The 22,409-nt window shown below is 43.7% G+C and carries 15 protein-coding genes; 14 read left to right on the top strand and 1 reads right to left on the bottom strand.

The features are described 5' to 3' along the window. Positions 1-7: 7 nt before the first annotated feature. A complete protein-coding gene (locus BHV73_RS02925; RefSeq protein WP_286736340.1) occupies positions 8-1,648 on the top strand; it encodes a SusE domain-containing protein in 1,641 nt (546 codons plus the stop codon). Between the two features lie 92 nt (positions 1,649-1,740). On the opposite strand, the gene BHV73_RS02930 is transcribed toward BHV73_RS02925, so the two are convergent. Beyond that, positions 1,741-2,724 (bottom strand): GNAT family N-acetyltransferase, encoded by a 984-nt coding sequence (locus BHV73_RS02930; RefSeq protein ID WP_022219186.1) that lies wholly within the window; start codon positions 2,722-2,724, stop codon positions 1,741-1,743. A 79-nt stretch (positions 2,725-2,803) separates the two neighbouring features. Between BHV73_RS02930 and BHV73_RS02935 the strand changes: the two genes are divergently transcribed. The 13 genes from BHV73_RS02935 (at position 2,804) to BHV73_RS02995 (ending at position 22,377) form a co-directional block, all read left to right on the top strand. After that, positions 2,804-3,340, top strand: a complete 537-nt coding sequence (locus BHV73_RS02935; RefSeq protein ID WP_009122413.1) for a nitroreductase family protein — start codon at positions 2,804-2,806, stop codon at positions 3,338-3,340. A gap of 2 nt (positions 3,341-3,342) precedes the next feature. Next, entirely contained in the window at positions 3,343-3,678 is a 336-nt protein-coding gene (locus tag BHV73_RS02940) for a hypothetical protein (RefSeq protein ID WP_022218893.1), read from the top strand. Position 3,679: 1 nt separating this feature from the next. Further along, entirely contained in the window at positions 3,680-4,471 is a 792-nt protein-coding gene (locus BHV73_RS02945) for a Rossmann-like and DUF2520 domain-containing protein (RefSeq protein ID WP_196052564.1), read from the top strand. Between the two features lie 22 nt (positions 4,472-4,493). After that, positions 4,494-5,024, top strand: a complete 531-nt coding sequence (locus BHV73_RS02950) for a KdsC family phosphatase (RefSeq protein WP_009122410.1) — start codon at positions 4,494-4,496, stop codon at positions 5,022-5,024. 43 nt (positions 5,025-5,067) lie between these two features. Then, positions 5,068-5,649, top strand: coding sequence for a Maf-like protein (locus tag BHV73_RS02955; protein ID WP_118466797.1), 582 nt, complete (start codon positions 5,068-5,070; stop codon positions 5,647-5,649). Positions 5,650-6,001: 352 nt separating this feature from the next. Beyond that, the gene (locus BHV73_RS02960) at positions 6,002-6,862 is read left to right on the top strand and encodes a hypothetical protein (protein ID WP_286736353.1); all 861 of its coding nucleotides are present in this window, start codon (positions 6,002-6,004) and stop codon (positions 6,860-6,862) included. Positions 6,863-6,880: 18 nt separating this feature from the next. Beyond that, positions 6,881-8,692 carry a DUF5123 domain-containing protein gene (locus BHV73_RS02965; RefSeq protein ID WP_286736355.1) on the top strand — a complete coding sequence of 604 codons (1,812 nt, stop codon included), beginning with the start codon at positions 6,881-6,883 and terminating at the stop codon, positions 8,690-8,692. Positions 8,693-8,722: 30 nt separating this feature from the next. Further along, on the top strand, positions 8,723-11,173 hold the full coding sequence (locus BHV73_RS02970) for a BACON domain-containing protein (protein WP_286736356.1): 2,451 nt from the start codon (positions 8,723-8,725) through the stop codon (positions 11,171-11,173). A gap of 32 nt (positions 11,174-11,205) precedes the next feature. After that, positions 11,206-14,421 carry a SusC/RagA family TonB-linked outer membrane protein gene (locus BHV73_RS02975; RefSeq protein WP_009122405.1) on the top strand — a complete coding sequence of 1,072 codons (3,216 nt, stop codon included), beginning with the start codon at positions 11,206-11,208 and terminating at the stop codon, positions 14,419-14,421. Positions 14,422-14,444: 23 nt separating this feature from the next. Then, on the top strand, positions 14,445-16,346 hold the full coding sequence (locus BHV73_RS02980) for a RagB/SusD family nutrient uptake outer membrane protein (RefSeq protein ID WP_022218886.1): 1,902 nt from the start codon (positions 14,445-14,447) through the stop codon (positions 16,344-16,346). A 22-nt stretch (positions 16,347-16,368) separates the two neighbouring features. After that, positions 16,369-18,012: a DUF5123 domain-containing protein gene (locus BHV73_RS02985; protein ID WP_087412761.1), complete on the top strand. Its 1,644-nt coding sequence runs from the start codon at positions 16,369-16,371 to the stop codon at positions 18,010-18,012. A gap of 71 nt (positions 18,013-18,083) precedes the next feature. Beyond that, positions 18,084-19,931, top strand: a complete 1,848-nt coding sequence (locus BHV73_RS02990; protein WP_087412760.1) for a fimbrillin family protein — start codon at positions 18,084-18,086, stop codon at positions 19,929-19,931. Positions 19,932-19,971: 40 nt separating this feature from the next. Continuing rightward, positions 19,972-22,377, top strand: coding sequence for a pectinesterase family protein (locus BHV73_RS02995; RefSeq protein WP_286736363.1), 2,406 nt, complete (start codon positions 19,972-19,974; stop codon positions 22,375-22,377). The last annotated feature ends 32 nt before the right edge of the window (positions 22,378-22,409 follow it).

The raw sequence follows: 22,409 nt of genomic DNA on the forward strand, positions 1-22,409 counted from the left end.
ACAAATTATGAAAAAGATATATTTATATACTTTATTACTGGGACTTGTGGGATTGACATCTTGTGAAGATGATGCAACTCCGGTGCTTAGTGTTAAGGCGAATGCGATACTTCAGGAACTTCCCAAAAGTGATTATGTGTTTACTGCGGATAATGCGTCCGAGCCGTTTACTGTTAAATGGACACCTACGGATTATGGCTTTCAGGCATCTACCTCTTATACAGTAATGCTTACTAATCTTGCCAATGAGAAAAGTGTGGAATTAGGAACAACCAGCGCCAATGAATTGAGTCTTACCAATGAAAATATTAACCTTTTGATGAATGACCTGAATGTATATCCCGGGCAAAAGGGTGAACTGGCTATTTCATTAGATTACTCCGCTTATGAAGGAAAGTTGGATAGCGTGGCTGGTAATGTCATTAAATTTAAGGCAACTCCTTATGACCCGAGAACGGTGAATATAGATTGGGATTATGCTTATGTTGCTGTTTATAAACCTGCCGTAACGAAAGCTGCCGCTAATGCCGATTGGAGCTGGGCAACAGCTTATATGATTGGCGATGTGAATGGTGATGGTAAATATGAAGGTTGGGTTAATTTTGAAGAGGATAACTTGATATATAAAGTATTAGACGGAAAAACATATGAAGTTTTGGGTGAAGGTCAGACTGTTGCCAAGAAAGGATTTTATCAAATCAGTGTAGTGGAAGGCGAAGTAACTCAGTCTGCAAACCCTGTTCTGTGGGGAGTAGCCGGAGATGCCACTCCTAAAGGTTGGGGGGAAATGACCAAATTGGATTATAATTCGGAGACCCGTTTGTGGTCGAAGGTCATTAAGTTACTGGCTGGAAAGGAATTTAAATTTAGAGCAGATCCCGAACAATGGTATGGAATAGCTACTACTAACACCAATAATGATGGTGGTGTGCTTGGCGGTGAGGAAAATATAAAGGTGATAGCGGAAGAGGATCAGACTTATTTGGTTACTTTGAACTTAACGGAAGTTGGTAAATACTCGTATACTTTGGAAGCTGTTGACTTTGTTCCTTCTACAGAATTTATTTATCTGCCAGGAGATTATCAGAAAGATGGAACGGCGGATGCTTCTGCAGATGATTGCTTGAAGATTCAATCACCGGGTTTGGATTATATCTATACTGGAACATTTGTTCTTTATAAAGATAAATCATTTAATTTTTATGAAGATACAGATGTGTATTATGGTATAAATGGTGAAATCAAGTGGGAAGAAGATGGTTCCAAAGGAACATTCAACATACAGAAGAATGCCGGCGATAAAATTAAAATGGATAGAAGTGGTAATTTCCGTATGGATTTGGATACAAAGAATTTGACCGGTACTATAACTAAGGCAGGTTGGGAAGTGATTGGTGATGCTACCCCTGGTGAATGGAGTGCAGGAACAGTAATGGATTATGATCCGGAAACAAAACTGTGGTCTATCACCGTTACTTTAAAAGATGGTGGAATGAAATTCCGTAAAGATGGAGATTGGAGTAAAGGCGACTTAGGTGGTGATTTAAGTGCTTTAACTGATGGTGGTGGAAATATAACAGTTACTGCCGGAACTTACGAAATAGTACTGAACGTAGAAGCCAAAACTGCAACAATGACTAAGAAGTAAACTCTTTATTGAGTTATATAGAATAAGCGGATATGTTTTTATATCCGCTTATTTTTTATACGTGATAATTTAGAAATAAAGTCTGTTATTATTTATTCATACATCTTTATCAGCACCCTGTTCAGCCATTCCCACCGAAAACGGAACCAACGACGGGTGCTGATTTGTTTCCCGCCGAAGCGAAGTACAAACTCCCGATAGCCATGTCTGCGGAAAGGCAGTCCTACATCCATAAATTCAAGATGGCGGTAGCCGCGCTCTTTCGCATCGCGTAATGCCTGCCACACGGCAAGAATTCCGGGATATTGCAAAGCGTATGTCTTGCGCATGCCGCCGGAGAACCATAGGTATGCGCTGTCATCGGAATAGATGCAGGCGCTTCCACCGATAATCTTGTCTTTATAGGTTACAATAAAAATACGGCTTTGCCGGCTCTGTGTCATTTGTTTTTCCAACTGCTGAAAAAAGTCCATGCTGGGGAAATGTCGCCGTATCTTGGCGGAGTAGTTGTGATGCAGCATTTTGGCAAAAGCGTGGATTTCTTCCGGAGTATGCGCTTCCTTTACCTTTGCCCCGTTTTTCAGTCCTTTTTTGATTTGGCGGATACGCGAGGGGCTGAAACGGACTTCCGCTTGCTCCACGTTATGCAGTGAGTTGCGTACGCGTAGCCAATTAACGGCAAAGTATCGGTTCTTACGGAATACTTTATAACCGGATAGCGAATTATCCAGATTACGGAACTCGATAAGAAAGGCTTCCCGCAGAGCTTCGTCTGTGAGGCGTTGCAGCATATCACTAAAAACAGCTTCCCTGTCGATGGTTTCATCAAAATATTCTCCTGTGCCGTATACTTCACATCGCTTGATAATAGAGGGTGGGAACAGACGTACGCTTTTTCGTATGGCGGCAAGTAGTTTGGCTACGGGCACTCCGCCTTCCGATGCTACAATAAGCAAAGGAGTATATCCCGGAGTTGCTTCGTAGATGCGAAACAGCTCCGTGGAATGGAATGTATTGGTGCCCGGCAGTTCGGGCACCCGGCTCCCCTGGTAATATGTAGTCAGTTTCAAGGGCATTGCTGCAAATTTAAAAAAATAATCTTGTATCTTTGCATTGCTTAACAACAAAGTATTCATTTCTAAACGATATACATATATGGAAAGTTTTAGTGAATTGATAAAAAAACGCCGTAGCATGCGGAAGTTTACGGAAGAGGAATTGACACAAGAACAGGTGGTTACACTGATGAAAGCCGCGCTGATGGCGCCTACTTCCAAACGCAGTAATGCATGGCAGTTTATCGTGGTGGATGATAAGGAAACATTGAAAAAACTATCTTTCTGTAAAGAGCAAGCTTCACAATTCATTGCGGATGCGGCATTGGCGGTGGTTGTAACTGCCGATCCGCTGGCAAGTGACGTTTGGATAGAAGATGCTTCTATCGCTTCCATTTATCTGCAGCTTCAGGCGGAAGATATGGGGTTGGGAAGTTGCTGGGTACAGCTTCGCGAACGTTTTACCGCATCCGGAATGTCTTCCAATGAATATGTACATGACGTACTTGATATACCCTTGCAATTGCAAGCCCTCAGTATAATAGCGATCGGTCATAAAGGAATGGAGCGCAAACCTTTCAATGAAGACAATCTGCAATGGGAAAAGATTCACCTTAATAAATATGGAGGGAAATAAAGGTGAGCGCGGCAAAAGCAAACAATAACAAAGACACATATAAGGCTACGGCTATCACGTTGATTGTGTTCGGTGTGCTTTATCTGGCAGACAAGTTGCTGCATTTTTCTACATTGGGTTTGTCGTGGGTGATGAACAGGGATAACTTTCTGCTTTATACGGCAATAATCTTCTTATTATTCAAGCATGATAAGTCAGTGGGATTGGTGCTGATAGGTTTGTGGTTGATATTGAATTTCGGATTGATAACGGCTCTGCTTGGTACTATGTCAGCTTATTTGTTGCCGGTGGCGTTATTGGTTGTAGGCGGTATTTTATATTTGGTATCTACAAGATAAAATGAAGAGAAGCATAGAAGATACATCTATCGTATTTATCGGAGCCGGTAATCTGGCGACGAATTTGGCAAAGACGCTTTATTATAAAGGATTCCGTATCGTGCAGATATACAGCCGTACGGAAGAGTCGGCACGAACATTGGCACAGGTTGTGGAGGCCGCTTATACTACCGATTTGTCGTCTGTGGCAACAGATGCCCAACTTTATATTGTTTCTCTGAAAGATGCGGCGTTTGTACAGTTGTTGCCGGAGATAGTTGCCGGCAAGGAAGATGCCTTATGGGTACACACTGCCGGTAGTATTCCGATGGACGTTTGGGCGGGTAAGGTAAACCGATATGGTGTGTTCTATCCTATGCAGACATTCAGCAAACAACGTACTGTCGATTTCCGGCAGATACCGGTTTTTGTGGAAAGCAATTCTGCGACAGATACTCAGACCTTGAAAGATATTGCTTCCGTACTTTCCGAGAAAGTCTATGAGGCTACTTCCGAACAGCGTAAGAGTTTGCATTTGGCGGCGGTATTCACTTGTAATTTTACAAATCATATGTACGCCCTTGCTGCCGAACTGTTGAAGAAATATCAACTTCCCTTTGAAGTGATGTTACCCTTGATAGACGAGACTGCCCGCAAAGTACACGAACTCGAACCGCGTCTTGCGCAGACGGGGCCTGCCATACGGTATGACGAGAATGTCATCAACAATCACTTGCAGATGCTTTCCGATGAACCGGGAATGCAAGAACTGTATAGGCTGATTAGCGAAAGTATACATCAACAAAACAGCTGACTTCTGAGTAAAGAATAACGGTATGAGTACAATCAACTATGATTTGAATAAGATAAAAGCGCTCGCTTTTGATGTGGACGGGGTATTGAGCGCTAACGTTATCCCGATGAGTACGGAAGGTGAGCCGATGCGCACGGTAAATATAAAGGACGGTTATGCATTGCATCTGGCTGCCAAATACGGAATTCCACTGGCCATTATAACCGGTGGGCGTACGGAAGCGGTGCGCAAGCGTTTTCTTGCTTTAGGAATATTGGCAGAGAATATCTATATGGGGTCTTCCGTCAAAATACATGATTATCATGATTTTCGTGACCGTTATGGTTTGCGGGATGAAGAAATATTGTATGTAGGTGATGATATTCCTGACATTGAGGTGATGAGTACTTGTGGCTTGCCTTGTTGTCCGAAAGATGCCGCTCCCGAAGTAAAATCCGTTGCCCGCTACATTTCCCACAAAGAGGGTGGATATGGCTGCGGACGGGATATTGTAGAGCAGTTCTTAAAAGTAAAAGGTCTTTGGATGGCAGACGAGAAAGCCTTCGGTTGGTAATTTCTGTCAGTTGATAACTCGCAATTCATAATTTATTAGAGTCATGTTGGATAATCTCAAAAAATATAAAGTCATACTTGCTTCCAATTCTCCCCGCCGGAAAGAATTGTTGACAGGACTTGGCGTGGACTACGAAGTGCGTACCTTGCCGGATGTAGACGAATCGTATCCTGATACATTGCAAGGAGCGGATATACCTCTTTATATAGCGAAAGAAAAAGCGGATGCCTATCGGGATATGTTACAGCCGGGTGAATTGATGATAACGGCTGATACCATTGTCTGGTTAGATGGGAAAGTACTTGGAAAACCTAAGGATAGGGAAGATGCTTTATGTATGCTTCGCGCTATGTCAGGTCGTACTCACGAAGTATTTACCGGTGTTTGTATTACTACAACGGAATGGCAGCGAAGTTTTGCCGCCCAGACGGAGGTTCGTTTTTCCAAACTGAGCGAAGAGGAAATCGCTTATTATATAGATAAGTTCCAACCGATGGATAAAGCCGGCGCCTATGGAGTGCAAGAGTGGATTGGCTTTATCGGAGTGGAGAATATTTCGGGAAGTTATTATAATATTATGGGGTTGCCGGTACAACGACTTTATAAGGAACTTATCAGGATATAAGTATTTTTTATATTCGGGCATTTACCGGATGATTTTTAAACAGGCACGGATTATATGGAAGTTCACGGTTTTATAGACAGGATAGTCGTGAAGTTCCATATAATTCGTGCCTGTCAGCATTATAAAACGAGTACTTGCTTACTTCATAAATAATATTGACTGATATTTTGTGAAATACTTAAAATCGCTCGTAGAGATGTCTCTGAGCGGGTAATTAATTTGTGCCAGACCGGATTTTACCCTTTTTGTACTAAATCTTACTCACATAGTTTCTTCCATTTACGGATATTTGCACAGGCATTAGAACTGCTATTTGTGAACTTTGAATATTAACTATAAAACACTAATACTTATGAAGCGTTTAATGAAATTATTATTTATTCCGCTTTTAGCTTTTTTTTCCTGTACCTCGCAAGTTGACGAGATTTGGGATAATGGTAAGCTTCCTCAAGACGAAGGTAACACTTCTCGGAAAGATGAACTGCATCCCGTTGGTGTCCGTTTCAGCCAATCGAGTATTAAGACATTTGCCGCAGAGGGTATCTCCGAAATCGGAATTTATGTGTATATGTCCGATTCTCTTATTTATGGAGAAACGCAATCTTTGGTACATGGGGCTGTTGAGGTTCCTTTGCCTTTGGGAGAGAATTTGCAGACGTTTGTTGTAGCGAATGCTGATGAAGTGTCCGGTGCCGATAAGCTCTCTACTACCGTTATCCGTCAGAAAGACAATATGCAGAAACCTGTCTACATTTCCGGGATAATGGGATTTACTTCGGACAATTCTGTAAAATCACTCGATATTGAGTTGAAGCGATTGATGGGACAAGCAGTGTTCAGTCCCAAAGAAACAGCGGAGGAATTGGACGGTATTACCCATTTTGACGCATTGGATATAACATTTACCAATGTAGGCGTGGCTTACAATGTGAAGGATGAAAAAGCAGTCCTTGAAGATGTAACCGTACGTACAGACCGTACCGCCGGTTTCGAGGCTTTTGTCTATTCCTTCCCCACGGAGAATAACGGTTCGCGTACGTCGGTTGATGTTACTTACTTAAAAGAAGGAGTGGAAGTGAACCGTACGAATGGTGCGCTTGATACGGGTATTGCTTTTAAGTCGTCCAAGCGTTCGGTCGTTCACATGGAAATACTGAATGAAGATTGGGTAGAAACGGGATGGGAAGATATAACAGAAGAAACAGAACTTTAAACTCCTGCAAAATCTAATATGAGAAAAAGTATATCATCTGCTGTGGCGGGACTGATGCTCCTGCTCGGCATAGCTGCTTGTTCCGAAGACAGTAAATACAACTCTTCGGTAGTGAAGGATATTCAAATGTATTTGGATGATGAGGCTTATTCGCTGAATACAGGCTCATCCAACAAACCGCTGTTTATTTATGCTGCCGATGGCAGCTATGTGGCGAACTATTCTACTTTATACCGTTTCCAATTGCCTGACGGTACATATCGTATTGTTGCTACTACGGAAGCTGATTCGTTGCCGCATCCGGGCAATTTGAATGATATAGTGCTTAATCAAGACCCCAAAGCAGAGAAAGTCTATGCTTTGTCTGCTCCGGTGGAGTACGCTTCTCCTTTTGATGAGCCTTTGGAGATTCGTATGTATAACCGTACCGGTACGCTCCGTTTGCGGGCAACCGACCGTAAGGCGGACAAACGTTATTCTACGATACGCGCCATCGTTTCTACGCCTATATCCGGCTATAAGATTTCGGATGCCACGTTTGTGAAGTCGCCTATCGAGGTGGTACGCAATACAGCGACCTCTACGGGTGGTGTGAACTATACCGACGACTTGGTATTGTTCGAGACCGATACGGATAACGAAGCGGTAACAGTCCGTTTTGAATATTTGGACGCAAATCAGCAAGTAATACAGACCAAAGAGATAGAAGGAACTTTCCCTATTCTGCCAAAGAACCTTACAACGGTTTCTTTCGAATTGAACAATGCGGATGAACCGACTATTCAGGATTATACGGTAACTATCGCTCCGGAAGAATGGGAAGAAGAAGATATTAATCCGGATGCTCCTATTCGCGTGCCGGAGGGATATACATACGTTAGCCCGGGAGAGAATATCAATAACGTCTTCAATAGATTGAAGAACGATGAAACTGCAACAGACATCAAACTTTTCCTGAAAGCGGGGACAACTTATCAGTTTGTTGCCAAAACGTTGGATGATATGCCTAAGGGGCTTTCTATTATGGGGCAGGAACCTAAAGAGGGTGAAAACTTGGCTGTATTGGAATTGAAATCAAGCCTGAGCGTATCGAGTGCGGATGATATTGAAGCGTTCCGCTTCGAGAACTTGGTGATAAAGGTGGATGCGCAGGATTTCTTTAAATTTAAGAACCAGGAATTCCATATCGGGACTATCTCATGGAAGAACTGCGAAATTAACGATTTGCAACGTACCATGTGGTATCAGGAAACTAATGCAGACCGCCAGCAGACAGTGGATAAGGTGCTTATAGAAAACTGCCGTTTTTTCGGATTGAATTCCGGCAAAAGTGGTTTCTTCGGACTTTCTACCAAACAAGACGCTCCGATACATAGATTTGAATTTAGGAATTCGACTTTCCATGCCAATGATATGACTAAAGCATTGATCACAGGGGTGAGTAAAATGAAAGGTAATCTGGATGTAGTGGTAGAGAATTGTACATTTATCGCTATGAAAGCAGGTATGACTTTCTTTGATTTGAAGCCGTCTAATGCTGATAATTTCAATGTTACCGTAAAAAATAATCTGTTCAGCGGAGTTTCTGATGGCGCAAGTGGCACGTGGATTAATCTTGGAAATGTAACTACTCGTACAATCAACAATAACTATATCACCAACGGTTTTACATTGAATAACTGGGGTGTGGAAGAAAATGAAAAACCGATGGAAACTACTCTTCCAATGGACGGACTTTTCCAAGATGTAAATGGTAGGGATTTCACTATTACTGATAATAACTCTGAGATTTATACGAATAACATCGGCGACCCGCATTGGATTAAATAATCGAATACTAACGAAAAACAAATAAAAGCTATGAGATATTTTCTATTCATACTGTTAGCAGGCTTGTTAGGAGCATGCAGTGACGAGGGCGAATTGAATGGCGCCGTAGGAACCGATAGCTTGGAACTATCGAAAAAGGAACTGAAACTGTCCAATGTGGCTACTTCTTCCACTGTGGATATAACCGCCACCGGTGAATGGTTGGCAGCCGTAGTAGAACCGGCCACCAATGATGCGGAGCAGGCTTGGCTTACGTTGTCGAAAAGCAATGGTACGGGAAATGATGAACTTCGCCTGTTTGTAGCGGAAAATACAGACGGAGCCAAACGTACGGGTAAGGTTAAGGTTACCATGGCAGGTGCAGGCTCTACCTTGGAGCAAGAGATTGCCATAGAGCAATTAGGTTCCGACCCGGATATTCTGTTTGAATTTACTTCCGAACCTATTTCTTTCCGTGGTGCGGAAGTAGAGCTCAAAGTTGTAGCCAATATGGAATGGAAGATGGATATTGATGAACAGTGCGACTGGATTGAAGTTGTGGAAGAAACTCCGGTAACCCGTAACTTCTCCGAACAGATTCTGAAACTGAAAGTCGCGTTGAATACCGGTAATGCACGTACAACGGAACTTGTATTCAGTACGGTAGGTGAGTATAAACTACAACGTGTGTTGAAAGTGATGCAAGAAGCGGTAAACGGTGTGGCTGCTATTGAGCAGGATGAATATACTATTCCTTATAAATGCCGGACTTTGGTAATTCCTTTCACACAGGAAGGAGATGAACCGGTAGATAATTTCGATGCTATTCCTTCCGAGGCTTGGATTACTCATAACAAAAGAGAGTCTACGAGCAACGAAATAGTTTTGACGATTGCTGATAATGAAGATTTTCTGCCGCGTACCTCTACCGTGCGTATTTTGGATAAGACCATAACTATCTTTCAGTATGGTAAGCCTGATACCGGTATTGGTGATGACAAGAGTGTTGAAGCCCTTGCCTTCCCCGGTGCAGAAGGCGGTGGGCGTTTCACTACAGGCGGACGTGGCGGAGTACTTTACAAAGTGACGAATCTGGATGATTACGGTCTGGGCGAAACTCCGATAGAAGGTAGCTTACGTTATGGTATCGAGCAGATTCAAGGTCCTCGTACTATTGTTTTTGATGTAGACGGTACGATTGAACTGAAGCGGGGGATTTATCTGGTGGATTATCCCGATTTAAGCATTATCGGGCAGACTGCTCCCGGTGAAGGTATCACGTTGAAGAATTACAATTTTTCATTCAATCTTTCTAAAGATCCGGAAAAGGGTGCGGGAAACAGTATTAATGCCATTGTCCGTTTCTTACGTATTCGTCCGGGTGATGCTTGCTCCGATTATGCGGAAGATGCTATCGGTGGCCGCTATTTCAAGAACGGTATCATAGACCATGTAACAGCCGGTTGGAGTGTGGATGAAACGTTGACTTTCTATGGAGTTCAGAACTTTACGGCGCAATGGTGTATCGCCAGTGAGAGTCTGAACTTATCGAACCATGCCAAGGGTGCTCACGGTTATGGCGCTATGTTCAGCGGTGACAATACTACTTTCCACCATATTTTGCTGGCGCATCACGGTAGCCGCTGCCCACGTATCTCCGATCTCTCGGAACCGGGTACTCAAGGCTCTTATGACTACTGCGGATATTTCGATGTACGTAATAATGTTTATTACAATTGGAGTGAGAGTGGTTTTGGAAGTTATGGTGGCAAATATGCTACATTCAACCTGACGAACTGTTACTACAAACCGGGACCGGCCACAGGTACGGGCTATAAGTCGTATCGTGTCCTTTCTACCAATCCTACGGCCAGAGCCTATATTAGCGACAATTATATAGAGGGTAATTCAAAAGTTAGTTCCGATAATTGGACGGACGGTGTTTGGGCGCAATTTGATAAGAGCCTTGTAGAACAGGGTGTATCGGATGAAGAAAAGCAGGCTATGAAGATGGCGGACTACCAACCTTTCAGTAAAGTGACCAGCCATACGGCGCAGGTTGCCTATGAAAGAGTATTGGACTATGCAGGCGCTTCTTTGCGTCGAGATGAAATAGACCGGCGGATTATAGGTGAAGTCAGAGCGGGAAGCGCTCCCTACAAAGGTTCTAAAATGTCTTATTGGGATGAGAAAGGAAATTTGGTAACTCTGAAGGACTCTGATAAGAAGCCGGGTATCATCGATACTCCAAGCGATGCCGCGGGCGGTTATGTAGAGATGAAAAAGGGATATCTCTGGCCGGATAGCGATAATGATGGTATACCCGATATTTGGGAACTCGCCTATGGCTTGAATCCTGAAGATCCGAGTGATGCAAATATAATCAGTAGCAGTGTAGACCCTAACGGTCGCTACTCCAATTTGGAAGTTTACTTCCATAATCTGGTGCAACACATTGTCTATTATCAAAACCAAGGCGGGCAGCCCATGGAAAGAAAGTAAAGAATAACAGACATATATAATACTTTAGAAGAATGAATAAGTTAATCATAAGCATATTTACCCTGTTGATGGTAGCAGTCGGTGCTGTGGCGCAGACTGCCACTGTGACCGGTACGGTGACAGATGATTACGGACCTGTGATTGGCGCCACCGTAATAGTACAAGGTACAACAATTGGTTGTACTACGGATTTGGATGGAAAGTTTTCGTTGGCAAACGTTCCTAATGTAGATAAAGCTGTTCTGAAAATCAGCTTTGTGGGTATGGAAGAAGTAAAAGAACCTTTGAAAGGACGTACTTCGGGCATCAATATACACATGACAGAGTCTGCCAGTATGCTGGAAGATGTGGTGGTTATCGGTTACGGAACTCAGAAAAGAGGTAACCTTACAGGTTCTATTTCCAGTGTATCGGGAAAGATATTGGAGAAAGTACAGACTACTTCTGCGGCTGAGGCTATCGTAGGTAAACTGCCGGGCGTACAGGTAACGACAGTAGATGGTTCACCGGATGCGGAAGTTAAGATTTTGGTGCGTGGCGGTGGTTCTATTACGCAGGACAACAGTCCGTTGATTATTCTTGACGGGTTCGAAGTAAGTAGCTTGAATGATGTTCCGCCTACGGATATAGAGTCTATCGAGGTATTGAAGGATGCTGCTTCTACCGCTATTTACGGCGCTCGCGGTGCTAATGGCGTTATTTTGGTATCGACCAAGAATCCGACAGAGGGACGTGTGTCTATCAGCTTGAATACATATATACAAACTAAAACACTCTCCAATAAACTGGACGTGATGGACCCTTATGAATTTGTACTGATGCAATATGAAAATGCCCGTCAGAAAAGTTCCAATCCGACTGACTTCAACAATAAATATGGTCATGCCTACGAGCATTATATTTATCAGGGAGATCCCGGTACGGACTGGCAGGATGAAGTGTTCGGAACCCATCCCGTGGCTTCTTATCTTGATTTGAGCGTAAACGGAGGTACTGAAAAAGCAAAGTATAAACTGGCGTTTATTCATCAAGACCAACCCAGTGTAATGGTAGGTAATGGATTGAAGCAAAATAACCTGAATGCTTCCTTTAATTTCAAGCCTTTCAAGTTTCTTACGATGGAATACCGTACGCGCCTGTTGCACAAAGAAGTGGACGGTTCGGGTACGGAAGGTGTCAGTTTGCTGGATGCTCTGCGTCAGGCTCCTACCGAAGGGCTGGACGAATATATGACTTTACCCGAAGACGATACTTATTTCGATCCCGACCAATTGGAAGAAATCGTACGTTTCAATCCGAAGGAGGAATCCGAGAAGAACTATAAGAAGCGAATCAATAAATCGCTTAATACTATGGGAGCCTTGACATGGGATATTGCGAAAGGGTTGACTTTGCGTAACGAATTTGGTTTTGAAAATAATACGGAAGAACAGCGTAAGTTCTGGGGGATGGGAACCAAAAATGCCAAGAACAACAACAACCAACCCATGGCGGAATGGATGATGAAGCAAGGAACCAAATGGCAGTTGACCAACGTCTTGAACTATAATTTTACTTTAGATGATGATGCGCATGATATCCGCCTGATGTTAGGACAGGAAATCAAGAACCAGCAAACAACTACGAAAACGTATTCCACACGTTATTTCCCGGAGAATACAACCGCGGAGAAGGCGTTTGATAATTTGTCGCTCGGTACGCCTTATGAGAATTCCTCAAAGGCGGATTCTCCTTCACGTATTTCCTCTTTCTTCGGTCGTATCAACTACGGATATAAGGATAAGTATCTGGCTACATTTACACTCCGTGCCGACGGTTCGTCTAAGTTCGCAGCCAATAATCGCTGGGGATTTTTCCCCGCAGGAGCATTGGCATGGCGTCTTTCTAACGAGGACTTTATGCAGGATGTTACATGGATATCCAATTTGAAGTTACGTTTGAGTTACGGTACGTCCGGTAATGACCGCATTGATGCCGATTTATATCAAAAGCTTTACGGAGTAAGCAGCAAGACACCTGCCGGCTGGGGAGAGATGAGCCACTATTATTATCAGTTCTACAATACCAAGTACGTCTACAATCCTAATGTGAAATGGGAAACGACCGTTACCCGTAACTTGGGTTTCGATTTCGGTTTCTTCAAAGAACGTCTTAGCGGTACGGTAGATATCTATTGGAATACGGTGAAAGACCTGTTGGTTCCTTCGGACATCCCCGGCTATACGGGCTACACCAAGCTGATGACAAATGTGGGACAAACATCCAACAAAGGTATTGAGCTTCAATTGAATGCTTACATCGTCGAGACAAAAGATTTCTCGTTGAACGCGACTTTCAACATCGGTCATAATAAAAATAAGATTGATAAACTGGCGAGCGGAGAGAAAGAGTGGATACTTACTTCCGGTTGGAATAAGAGTGTGATGAACGCTGACGATTACCGCGCTTATGTAGGCGGAACCAGCGGTTTGATTTACGGATATGTCAATGACGGTTTTTATAAAGTGGAAGACTTTGAATATTTCGATTCCAAATCGCGCACATGGAAGCTGAAAGAAGGTGTGGTAGATTCAAGCCCGCTTTCAGACACTCCGCGTCCCGGTAATGCCAAGTTCAAGAAGTTGACTCCCGTAGACCCGAACAGTTCCAATCCTTATCAACTGACAGAAGCGGATCGTACGGTTATCGGTAATACTACTCCGAAGTTCTCGGGTGGTTTTGGCCTGAACGCCACATATAAAGGATTTGACCTCAGTATGTTCTTCAACTTCATGTATGACTTTGATGTATTCAATGCCAATAAAGTGATGCTTACTACATGGGCCGACAACCACGAGAACAATTTCGGTATGGAGGTAGCTTCGGACAAGCGTTGGCGTAACTTCGATGATATGGGTAATGAAATTCGTTACAGTCCGGAACTTCTTGCCGAGTTCAATAAGAATGCTACGATGTGGAATCCTACCTCTATCGGTAAGCCTATCAGCATGTCCTATGCGGTAGAAGACGGTTCGTTCTTACGTCTCAACTCTGCTACGCTTGGTTATACTTTACCTCAGGAGTGGACAAAGAAAGCCGGTCTGAATAAAGTTCGTTTCTATGTGGCAGGCAGTAATCTGTTCACTATCACCGGTTATAGCGGTTACGATCCGGAAGTGGACATCGCTACCGGACTTACGCCGAATATCGATAACAACCGTTATCCGCGTAGCCGTACATATACTTTTGGTGCGCAGTTAACCTTTTAATTGAATCTAAAAAAGAAGGAACAATGAATAAGAAAATATTATACGCATTCATCGCAGGTTCTATGCTTTCCTTGTCATCCTGCAATGATTTTCTGGATGTGACTCCTGCATCAGGCTTTACTCCGGAATATGTGTTCTCCTCTGAGGAAGAAATGAAATCGCTGATGACCCGCATTTACTCCTCCATGACGGAAGACGGGCTTTACGGCAGTAACCTTGCAAGCGGTCTTAATACGAATACCGATGTGGAGATGTCATCCTTTAAGAACAGCACAGTCAATTCTGCCGGTTCGGATATCGGTTGTTTCGATTCGCGCCCCACTTGGGGAACGCTGAACAGTACTTGGAACAATTTGTACTATGTAATCAACTATGCCAATGACTTCCTGCAATCTGTCGAGGAGTCTCCCCTTTGGTCGGAAGAGGTGTCAAAAGACGGACCTACCGAAACGCAGCAAATGTATGGTGAAGTGAAAACGCTTCGTGCCATGTTCTACCTCGATTTGATCCGTACATGGGGAGATGTGGTGTTTGTTACAGAGGCTACGCGGTCTACCGATGATTTCTTTAGCCGCGGTACAACCAATCGTGATAAGATATTGGAATTTCTTATCGATGACCTTATTGCCGCAGAGCCTATGATGAAGTACGCGGCCGATTTGGATTATGGCGTAGAGCGCGCTTCACGCGAATATTGCCAGGCACTTATAGGGCAGCTTGCTCTTTATCGCGGTGGCTGGGCGTTGCGTGCCGATAAGGATAATCCGGCTAATGTGGGTTATATGGAACGTGGAGACAATTTTGAACACTATTATCAAATCGCCATAACCTACTTAGGCAAGGTTATCAAAGAGGGGAAACACGATTTGAACCAGAGCTTTAAAGATTTGTGGGTGAATGAATGTAACTGGAAAACAGCTAATAACGATGATGTAATCTTTGCCGTACCTATGTTGAAAAGCATAAGCAGTCGTTTTGGCTATAACATTGGCGTAACGATTGCCGAAGGCAGCCATGAGTATGGAAGCGCCCGTAATTATGTAACCTTTTGTGGTACGTACGTATTTTCATTCGATAAAGACGATTTGCGCCGTGACATGACTTGCGTTCCTTACAAATACGACAAAAATCTCAATCAGGAATATGATATGGGAATTGCAGGGATGGGCGCCGCCAAATGGTCCAAACTCTATATGCAGGCTCCTTTGGGTGCTACCAGCGGTTCCAATACGGGAATTAACAATGTACGTATGCGCTTTGCAGATGTACTGCTGATGTATGCCGAAGCCGTAAACGAACTTTATGGTCCGCGTGATGATGCTCAGGAAGCTTTGAAACGTGTGCGGCGCCGTGCGTTCGACTCTTCTCTTCATGCAGAAAAGGTAGATGCTTATGTAGCCGCGCTCACCAATGAACAGGACTTTTTTCAAGCCATAATGGACGAACGCAAGTGGGAGTTTGGCGGTGAAGGAATCCGTAAGTACGACCTTGCCCGTTGGAATAAATACGGTGAGGTTATTTACAATCTTTACAACCAGATGATTGATTGGGGGTTGGTTGCCAATGGTACTGCCGTTCCGGGTGTGGATAAAGTGCCTGAACGTATCTACTATCAGAGTGTGGAAGATTCTGAACATCCCGAACGCAAGGTTCTTGATATTGTAGGTATTGATGAATACGGTCCGGAAGTAGGGCGTCCTGCCGGTTACGAGATGAAAGAGTATGCCATTGCATGGCGGGTACTTAATCAGGAGACGCAACAGTATGAGGCCGCGAGCGAAATCTATTGGAGTTTCCGAGGCTTCATCAATCAAAACAACGAGCAGACGGTAAAGCCTACCGATCCTCTGCGTTACCTCTGTCCCTATCCTTCTAAAGTCATTACCGACCACCGGGGACTGATTCAAAACTATTACGGATATTAATAACAGCAAAAAGAAGAAAGTTATGATAAAATTATTCCATAAACTGATAATGGCCGCATCGCCCGTATTGCTGTGTGGGGCGCTGCTTACCGGCTGTACGGATGATAAATACAATAAGATAGACGACCTCTTTCAGCCCCGTTTCGTGTTGGACGAGCCTGAAGTGACAGGAAACTCTATCAGCCTTGTGTGGTACGAGGTGAATGATGCGGTTTCTTATACCGTAGAGTACTACCTGGACCAGTATCACAACAATCTGTTCATGGCGCAAGAGACTACAGTGCCTCAGTTGTTTGTAGATGATATTCCTTATGGAACCACCTACTATATCCGTGTACGCAGCAATGCTGCCGATGCGGTCAACAATTCACAGTGGAGCTATGCTACGGCATCTACCGAGAAACGTCCGGAATTCACGCGTTTGCTCGAAGATGTTTCCAAGACGGAAATTACCGAAACGTCGGCTGTCATCCGCTGGAAGAAAAACTATCAACAAGACCCGGTGGACAGTATCAGTGTTATGCCGATGATGGATACAACGCTGCCGGGTGTCAGCCGTTATCTTACTATTGATGAAATGTTGCAGGGCTATGCCGAGATTGAGGGGTTGACAAAGAATACGCTTTATACCGTCAATGTGTATGATACCAACAAACCTCGTAAGTATGATAAACCTTACAACTCGGTGACGCTTCGTACCGCAGGGCCGTCGGCTTCTTCCATACCTGTGGGGCCGTCGGATGACTTGTCTGCCATGTTGCAGGAAAACGACCTCAACCCTGAAGTTCCCGAAGGAACGGAATATTATCTGCCTGCCGGTTCTTCTTATCGCGTCACTCCGTTCGAGCTTGCCAAAGGTTTCCGTTTGGTGGGCAGCAGTGATGGAGTCAAGCCGAAAGTGATTCTGGATGATTGGTGGAAGATTGCGGAGGGTTCGTATATTACATCATTGGAATTTGAGAATATTGAGTTCCAGCATGCTTCCAACAATAAATACTTTATGAATGCCGATAAATCGTTTACTCTTGAGAGCGTCAGCTTTGTCAACTGTGACTTCATCGGGTTGACCCGTGGATTCTGGCGTCATCAGCAAGCAACCGGTAAGCATATTATGAACTTTGAAGTAGAAGGTTGCCGTTTTGATAAATGCGGATGGCAGACGGGTAGTTACGGTTTGGTAGACTTACGTTCGTTCAACGACCCGACATCGTACGACCAGATAGATAAGGCGGTGTTCCGTAACTGTACTTTCAGTCGTGATAATGACGGAACGGCAGGATTCGGTTGGGGCAATCTTTTCTATGCGCCTTATGTGGATAAGCCTATACAGTTGGAATTCAAGAATATTACAATCTATAACTATAGTCTCAACAAGCGATTGATTAACATCAGCTCTGCAGTTGGTTCCGAACTTACCATTGAAGGTATGGTGCTTGCGTCACCTTCGGGAGATTTATATGTGGCGGGTGCTAATACTACCACTCATTTCTCCAATAACTATACGACAAAGGACTATGCATTGGGTGGTGCCAAGATGAATGCAACGGATTTGGATATCACGGCAGCGGAACTTTTTGTTGATCCGGACAATGGAGACCTTACCATCAAGGACAGTTCTTCACCTATTGTAATTAACCGTGCAGGCGATACGCGCTGGTTACCTTGATAAAAAATGAGATAAGTAATAGAAATTAATGGAAGAAACAATAGAAATTACAAACTTAATAATTTAATAGTATGAAACTTAGATACTTATTCTTTGCAGCGGCCGCTTCCACATTGGCGGCTGCATGCAGCGAGGTGGACGAATTGGCTTCCAATGCTTTGGGTGAAAAAAAGTTGGAAACCATACAATCCGGTACCGATCGTTTTGCTACACGTGTCAGTTTGGATAGTAAGTGGGAGCAAGGGGATGCCATCGGAGTGTATATGTTGGATGCGGAAACTGATAATATTCGAAACTCTGCCATGAATATACAATATAACGCAGATTTACAAGAAACATCAGCTACCACAAATTTTGTGGCTGCTGACGGTGGTATCGGTATTTACGATCAACCTTGTTACTTTATGGCGTATTATCCGTACTCTTCTGCTGATGCGGGTAAAGTTGATGCGGGTGCAGGCATTTATAATGTAGATATTGCAGACCAGTCGGCAGGTATTTCCGCACATGATTTGATGTGGGCGTCAACCGGTGACATGAGTACGGGTGATTTGTTGAGTAAAGGACTGTCATTGACCTTTCATCACCAGTTGGCTTTGTTGTATGTCAATATAAACAATGATGATGTTAAAGTAGAGAGTGTCAAAGTCAACGGATTGAATTCTACTGCGAGATTCGACCTTCTTAAAGGTGAGTTAGCCATAGAGGATATGCCGCAAGCGATAACATTACATAAATTGTCGGATAAGTCTTTCGTAGGTGTAATGCTGCCTGCCGGAAGTTTGGCGCAAGTAATGTCGGTTACTATTGATGCTAATGGTGAAAGATTCCAGTATATGGTGCCGTCAACCAGTAAAGTGACAAAGTTTGATCCGGGTTATGAGTATACATTTAATATTAATCTGAAAGATATGTCTGGTAACTTGGTTTCGGGGGGTAATGGAAGTACGGAAGGTTGGAAACCGGGCGAGGGAGAAGATGGTGATGCTACCGAAACCAATCCGGCAATACCAAGCGGATATGCGACGGTTCCGGTGAATGAGGCTACGGATTTGACTGCTGTATTGAATAATGCTTCGGGTAAGATTGCTTTGCTGTTTGCGGCTGACGCGTCTTATAGTTTTAGCGAGAACCTTGTCGTACCGGCCGAAGTAACGGAACTGATGTTGTTGGGCGACGGAGAAGAACAGGTGAAAGTTGCGATGAAAAGTATTATAAATACAGGTCTTCAAAGATTGGCTCTGAATAATCTGAAAATAACGGGTGATAAGAATACTTCTCTATTGAGCAATGCCGCAGATGGTAATCTTGCCAACCAGTTTGCGGCAGATGCAGTCATTGAAGTTAAGAAATGCGAGCTTAGCGGAATGAAGCATCTCTGTAATTGGAATGGCAATAAGGAACATGATACTGACAGAAACGCTTTGGCCTCTTTTATCGTAGACGATTGCTATATGCACGATATGATGGCTGTCTTTGAAGAATATCGCTCGAAAGAATTAGTATTGACCAATTCGACTTTCTATAAAATGTCAGGACAGGCTATTCATCCGCATACTAATGGAACAGCTCCCAATCCGACCATTATTGTACAGCACTGTACTTTGGTAAGTTTGGATAAGACACCTATTCAGGGAACGAATAATGGCTGTGTTATAACCTACGAAAACAATGTGTCTGCTTTGATAGACCCTTCACACGATAATCTTTCTTATAATACCACCGCATCCACAGGGGAAGGCAACTATGCAGCAAAGAATGATGGTACGGATGTAGTTGCTACGGGAGGATTTAAAAATGTTAAATTCAATACGGATTATCAGATGTCCGAACTGATGCAGGATGCAGCCAACGGAGATTTTACGCTTTTGATTGATGCCAAAGTCGGCGACCCGCGTTGGTACAAGTCAGTAGAATAACATTTGCTTCTATCGTAATATTATTTAGAATATAAAAACTATGAGACTATTTCATACCTTATTATATCCCCTTTTAGGCCTACTATGCCTCTCCTGCTCGGATGACGAGCAGGAGACGGGTAGCAATCCTGCCCTTAATTCCGGAGCGATTACGTTCGGTGTAGATTTGACAGGATTTACAACTCGCATTACACAGGACGGAACGTCCTGGACAAACGGGGATAAGATTGGAACCTACGTATTGAATGCGGAAACTTCCGAACTTGTATCGGAAGCCGTCAATACGCCTTATGTCTGCACAGAGGCCGGACAATCGGTGGCTTTTACTTCGGAAACGCCGCTTACGGTGCAGGATGACGGTACTCCGGTGAAGTTCGTAGCCTATTATCCGTACAATGCGGATATACAGGACTTCAATTATCCCGTGGCAATAGCAGACCAAAGCAATGGAAGTACAGCCTGCGATTTGCTTTACGGTACTACGGCCGAACCGTATGTTTATGATAAAGAGAGTGATACCGATATCGCATTGAAGTTTACTCACCGCCTTTCCAAAGTGGTACTGAAGTTCATGGATATGGAGAAAAGGCCTTTGACAGTAAGTGATGTAAAGATACAGGGAATGCCTGTTTCGGCTTCATTCAACGTGCAGACAGGAGTATTGACTACGGACGAGGCTGCCGTTGCGGATATCGCTCCCTATGTGAATACTGCCACGGACTATCGGGAAGCTATTATTCTGCCTACTGCATTAAGTAATGCCTATAAAGTATCTTTTGTGCTGGATGGTAGAACACGTGAATGGGTATTTGCCGACCTCGACATCAGTTTGCCCAAGTTCAATCCGGGTTCTCAATATACATTTGGGATATACATTGATCCTACTGCCGATATTATTGTAGGACGGTTGGAAGATGTAGATGCCGGTAATAGCTCCGCTCCTTGGGATGATGGAAGCAAAGAAGAAGGTACGGCTGACGGACATAAGCCTGCCGGATATAATCTTTTCCCTGCCAATGAAGCGACCGATGCATTTGCCGATACCGAATTGAAGATTTCTTTCGAAGGTGTGGCACCTGAATTGGGAGAGAGCGGGTATATCCGTATTTACCGTAAGAGCGACCATAAGATGGTGGATGAGATTAATATGGGAGAACGGAGAGATCCGTTTCCCACAGATAAGGAAGATCAGCGTCCGCGCTATTTGAATACTTGGATGGATGCCGTTGGGGTAACTCCGACAGGCTCTTCCGCTAATTGTAGAGTGGTAAACTATTATGCGGCACGTGTAGAAGGAAAGGATTTTATTATCAAGCCTCACCAGCAACGTTTGGACTTTGATACAGAATATTATGTGGTTATTGATCGGGATGCTGTCATTCAAGAAGATTTTGCAGGTATCTATGGCCGTGCATGGAGTTTCAAGACAAAGGCTGCTCCTACATTTGCCGGAGGAGAATATAATGTGAAGATCAGTCATACTGATGTGAATGCTGACTTTTATACATTGCAGGGAGCTATTGACTTTTGTGCTACTCATGTTGATTTAGATGCACGGAAAGTGTTTCAAATGGATAACGGTATCTATCAGGAAATAATTTACTTGCGCGACCAAAGTAATATTACCATTAAAGGTAACTCGGGAGATAATATGGCGGTGAGTATTCAGTATGATAATGATAATAGCTATAACGGTGGCACTGGTAAGGGGACAAGTTTTGACCAGTTTGCACCGATCGGTACCCCGGTTACTTCCGGCGGACGTTCGGTAATGACTATTTGTGGTAAATCAGAGCATATCCGTTTTGAGAACGTTACGATAGAGAATACAAATTGTAGATACCGGGGGTTTGGTGAAGCGCTTTATATTGATAATGAGTCTGCTGCTTTTGTCAATTGCCGGTTGATTGGTTATCAGGATACCTTACTTCCAGGCGGTGGATACAATTGGTTCTACCAATGTTATATTGAAGGCGCTACGGACTTCATTTGGGGATCGGGTAAAGTCGTATTATTTGAAGATTGTGAACTGCATGCACCTACCGGTACCCGTGCTGTGATGCAGGCTCGTGTTACGAAAGATTATCTGGGTTATGTATTCGACCGTTGCAGATTTACAGTAGGGGCAGGTTATCAATCTACACTAATCTATCAGTATGAACCTGATAATCTTACCTTCTTGAATTGTACGTTTGCCGATACGTACGGACAGAATTTTGTTGAAAAAAATAAACCGCTGGTTCCCAATCAACCTACTGTTACCGAAGGTTGTAAGATGTATGGTTGTACGAATGAATCGGGTGCCGAATTCTATAATCTTATTCCTGAGGCGGTGAGAGCCACTGTACGTAATCTCAATGAATCGGAGTTTAATGCAAATTTCGGTAGCCGGGAAAAAATAATGAGTTGGGACAGTAATGCAGACGCTTCATGGTTTCAAGAATAAAGTAACCATACGGCATACTAATTAAAAGCTTT

Origin of the sequence: Bacteroides sp. 44_46, assembly GCF_001915465.1 — a bacterium.
In the GTDB taxonomy this organism is placed as follows: Bacteria; Bacteroidota; Bacteroidia; order Bacteroidales; family Bacteroidaceae; genus Bacteroides; species Bacteroides clarus.

What these genes read in the sequence shown, in the direction of transcription:
- BHV73_RS02960 (WP_286736353.1), top strand. Translation starts at nt 6,002, where the DNA reads ATGAAGCGTTTAATGAAATTATTATTTATTCCGCTTTTAGCTTTTTTT.
- BHV73_RS02995 (WP_286736363.1), top strand. Translation starts at nt 19,972, where the DNA reads ATGAGACTATTTCATACCTTATTATATCCCCTTTTAGGCCTACTATGC.
- BHV73_RS02935 (WP_009122413.1), top strand. Translation starts at nt 2,804, where the DNA reads ATGGAAAGTTTTAGTGAATTGATAAAAAAACGCCGTAGCATGCGGAAG.
- BHV73_RS02950 (WP_009122410.1), top strand. Translation starts at nt 4,494, where the DNA reads ATGAGTACAATCAACTATGATTTGAATAAGATAAAAGCGCTCGCTTTT.
- BHV73_RS02975 (WP_009122405.1), top strand. Translation starts at nt 11,206, where the DNA reads ATGAATAAGTTAATCATAAGCATATTTACCCTGTTGATGGTAGCAGTC.
- BHV73_RS02955 (WP_118466797.1), top strand. Translation starts at nt 5,068, where the DNA reads ATGTTGGATAATCTCAAAAAATATAAAGTCATACTTGCTTCCAATTCT.
- BHV73_RS02965 (WP_286736355.1), top strand. Translation starts at nt 6,881, where the DNA reads ATGAGAAAAAGTATATCATCTGCTGTGGCGGGACTGATGCTCCTGCTC.
- BHV73_RS02985 (WP_087412761.1), top strand. Translation starts at nt 16,369, where the DNA reads ATGATAAAATTATTCCATAAACTGATAATGGCCGCATCGCCCGTATTG.
- BHV73_RS02930 (WP_022219186.1), bottom strand. Translation starts at nt 2,724, where the DNA reads ATGCCCTTGAAACTGACTACATATTACCAGGGGAGCCGGGTGCCCGAA.
- BHV73_RS02980 (WP_022218886.1), top strand. Translation starts at nt 14,445, where the DNA reads ATGAATAAGAAAATATTATACGCATTCATCGCAGGTTCTATGCTTTCC.
- BHV73_RS02925 (WP_286736340.1), top strand. Translation starts at nt 8, where the DNA reads ATGAAAAAGATATATTTATATACTTTATTACTGGGACTTGTGGGATTG.
- BHV73_RS02970 (WP_286736356.1), top strand. Translation starts at nt 8,723, where the DNA reads ATGAGATATTTTCTATTCATACTGTTAGCAGGCTTGTTAGGAGCATGC.
- BHV73_RS02990 (WP_087412760.1), top strand. Translation starts at nt 18,084, where the DNA reads ATGAAACTTAGATACTTATTCTTTGCAGCGGCCGCTTCCACATTGGCG.
- BHV73_RS02945 (WP_196052564.1), top strand. Translation starts at nt 3,680, where the DNA reads ATGAAGAGAAGCATAGAAGATACATCTATCGTATTTATCGGAGCCGGT.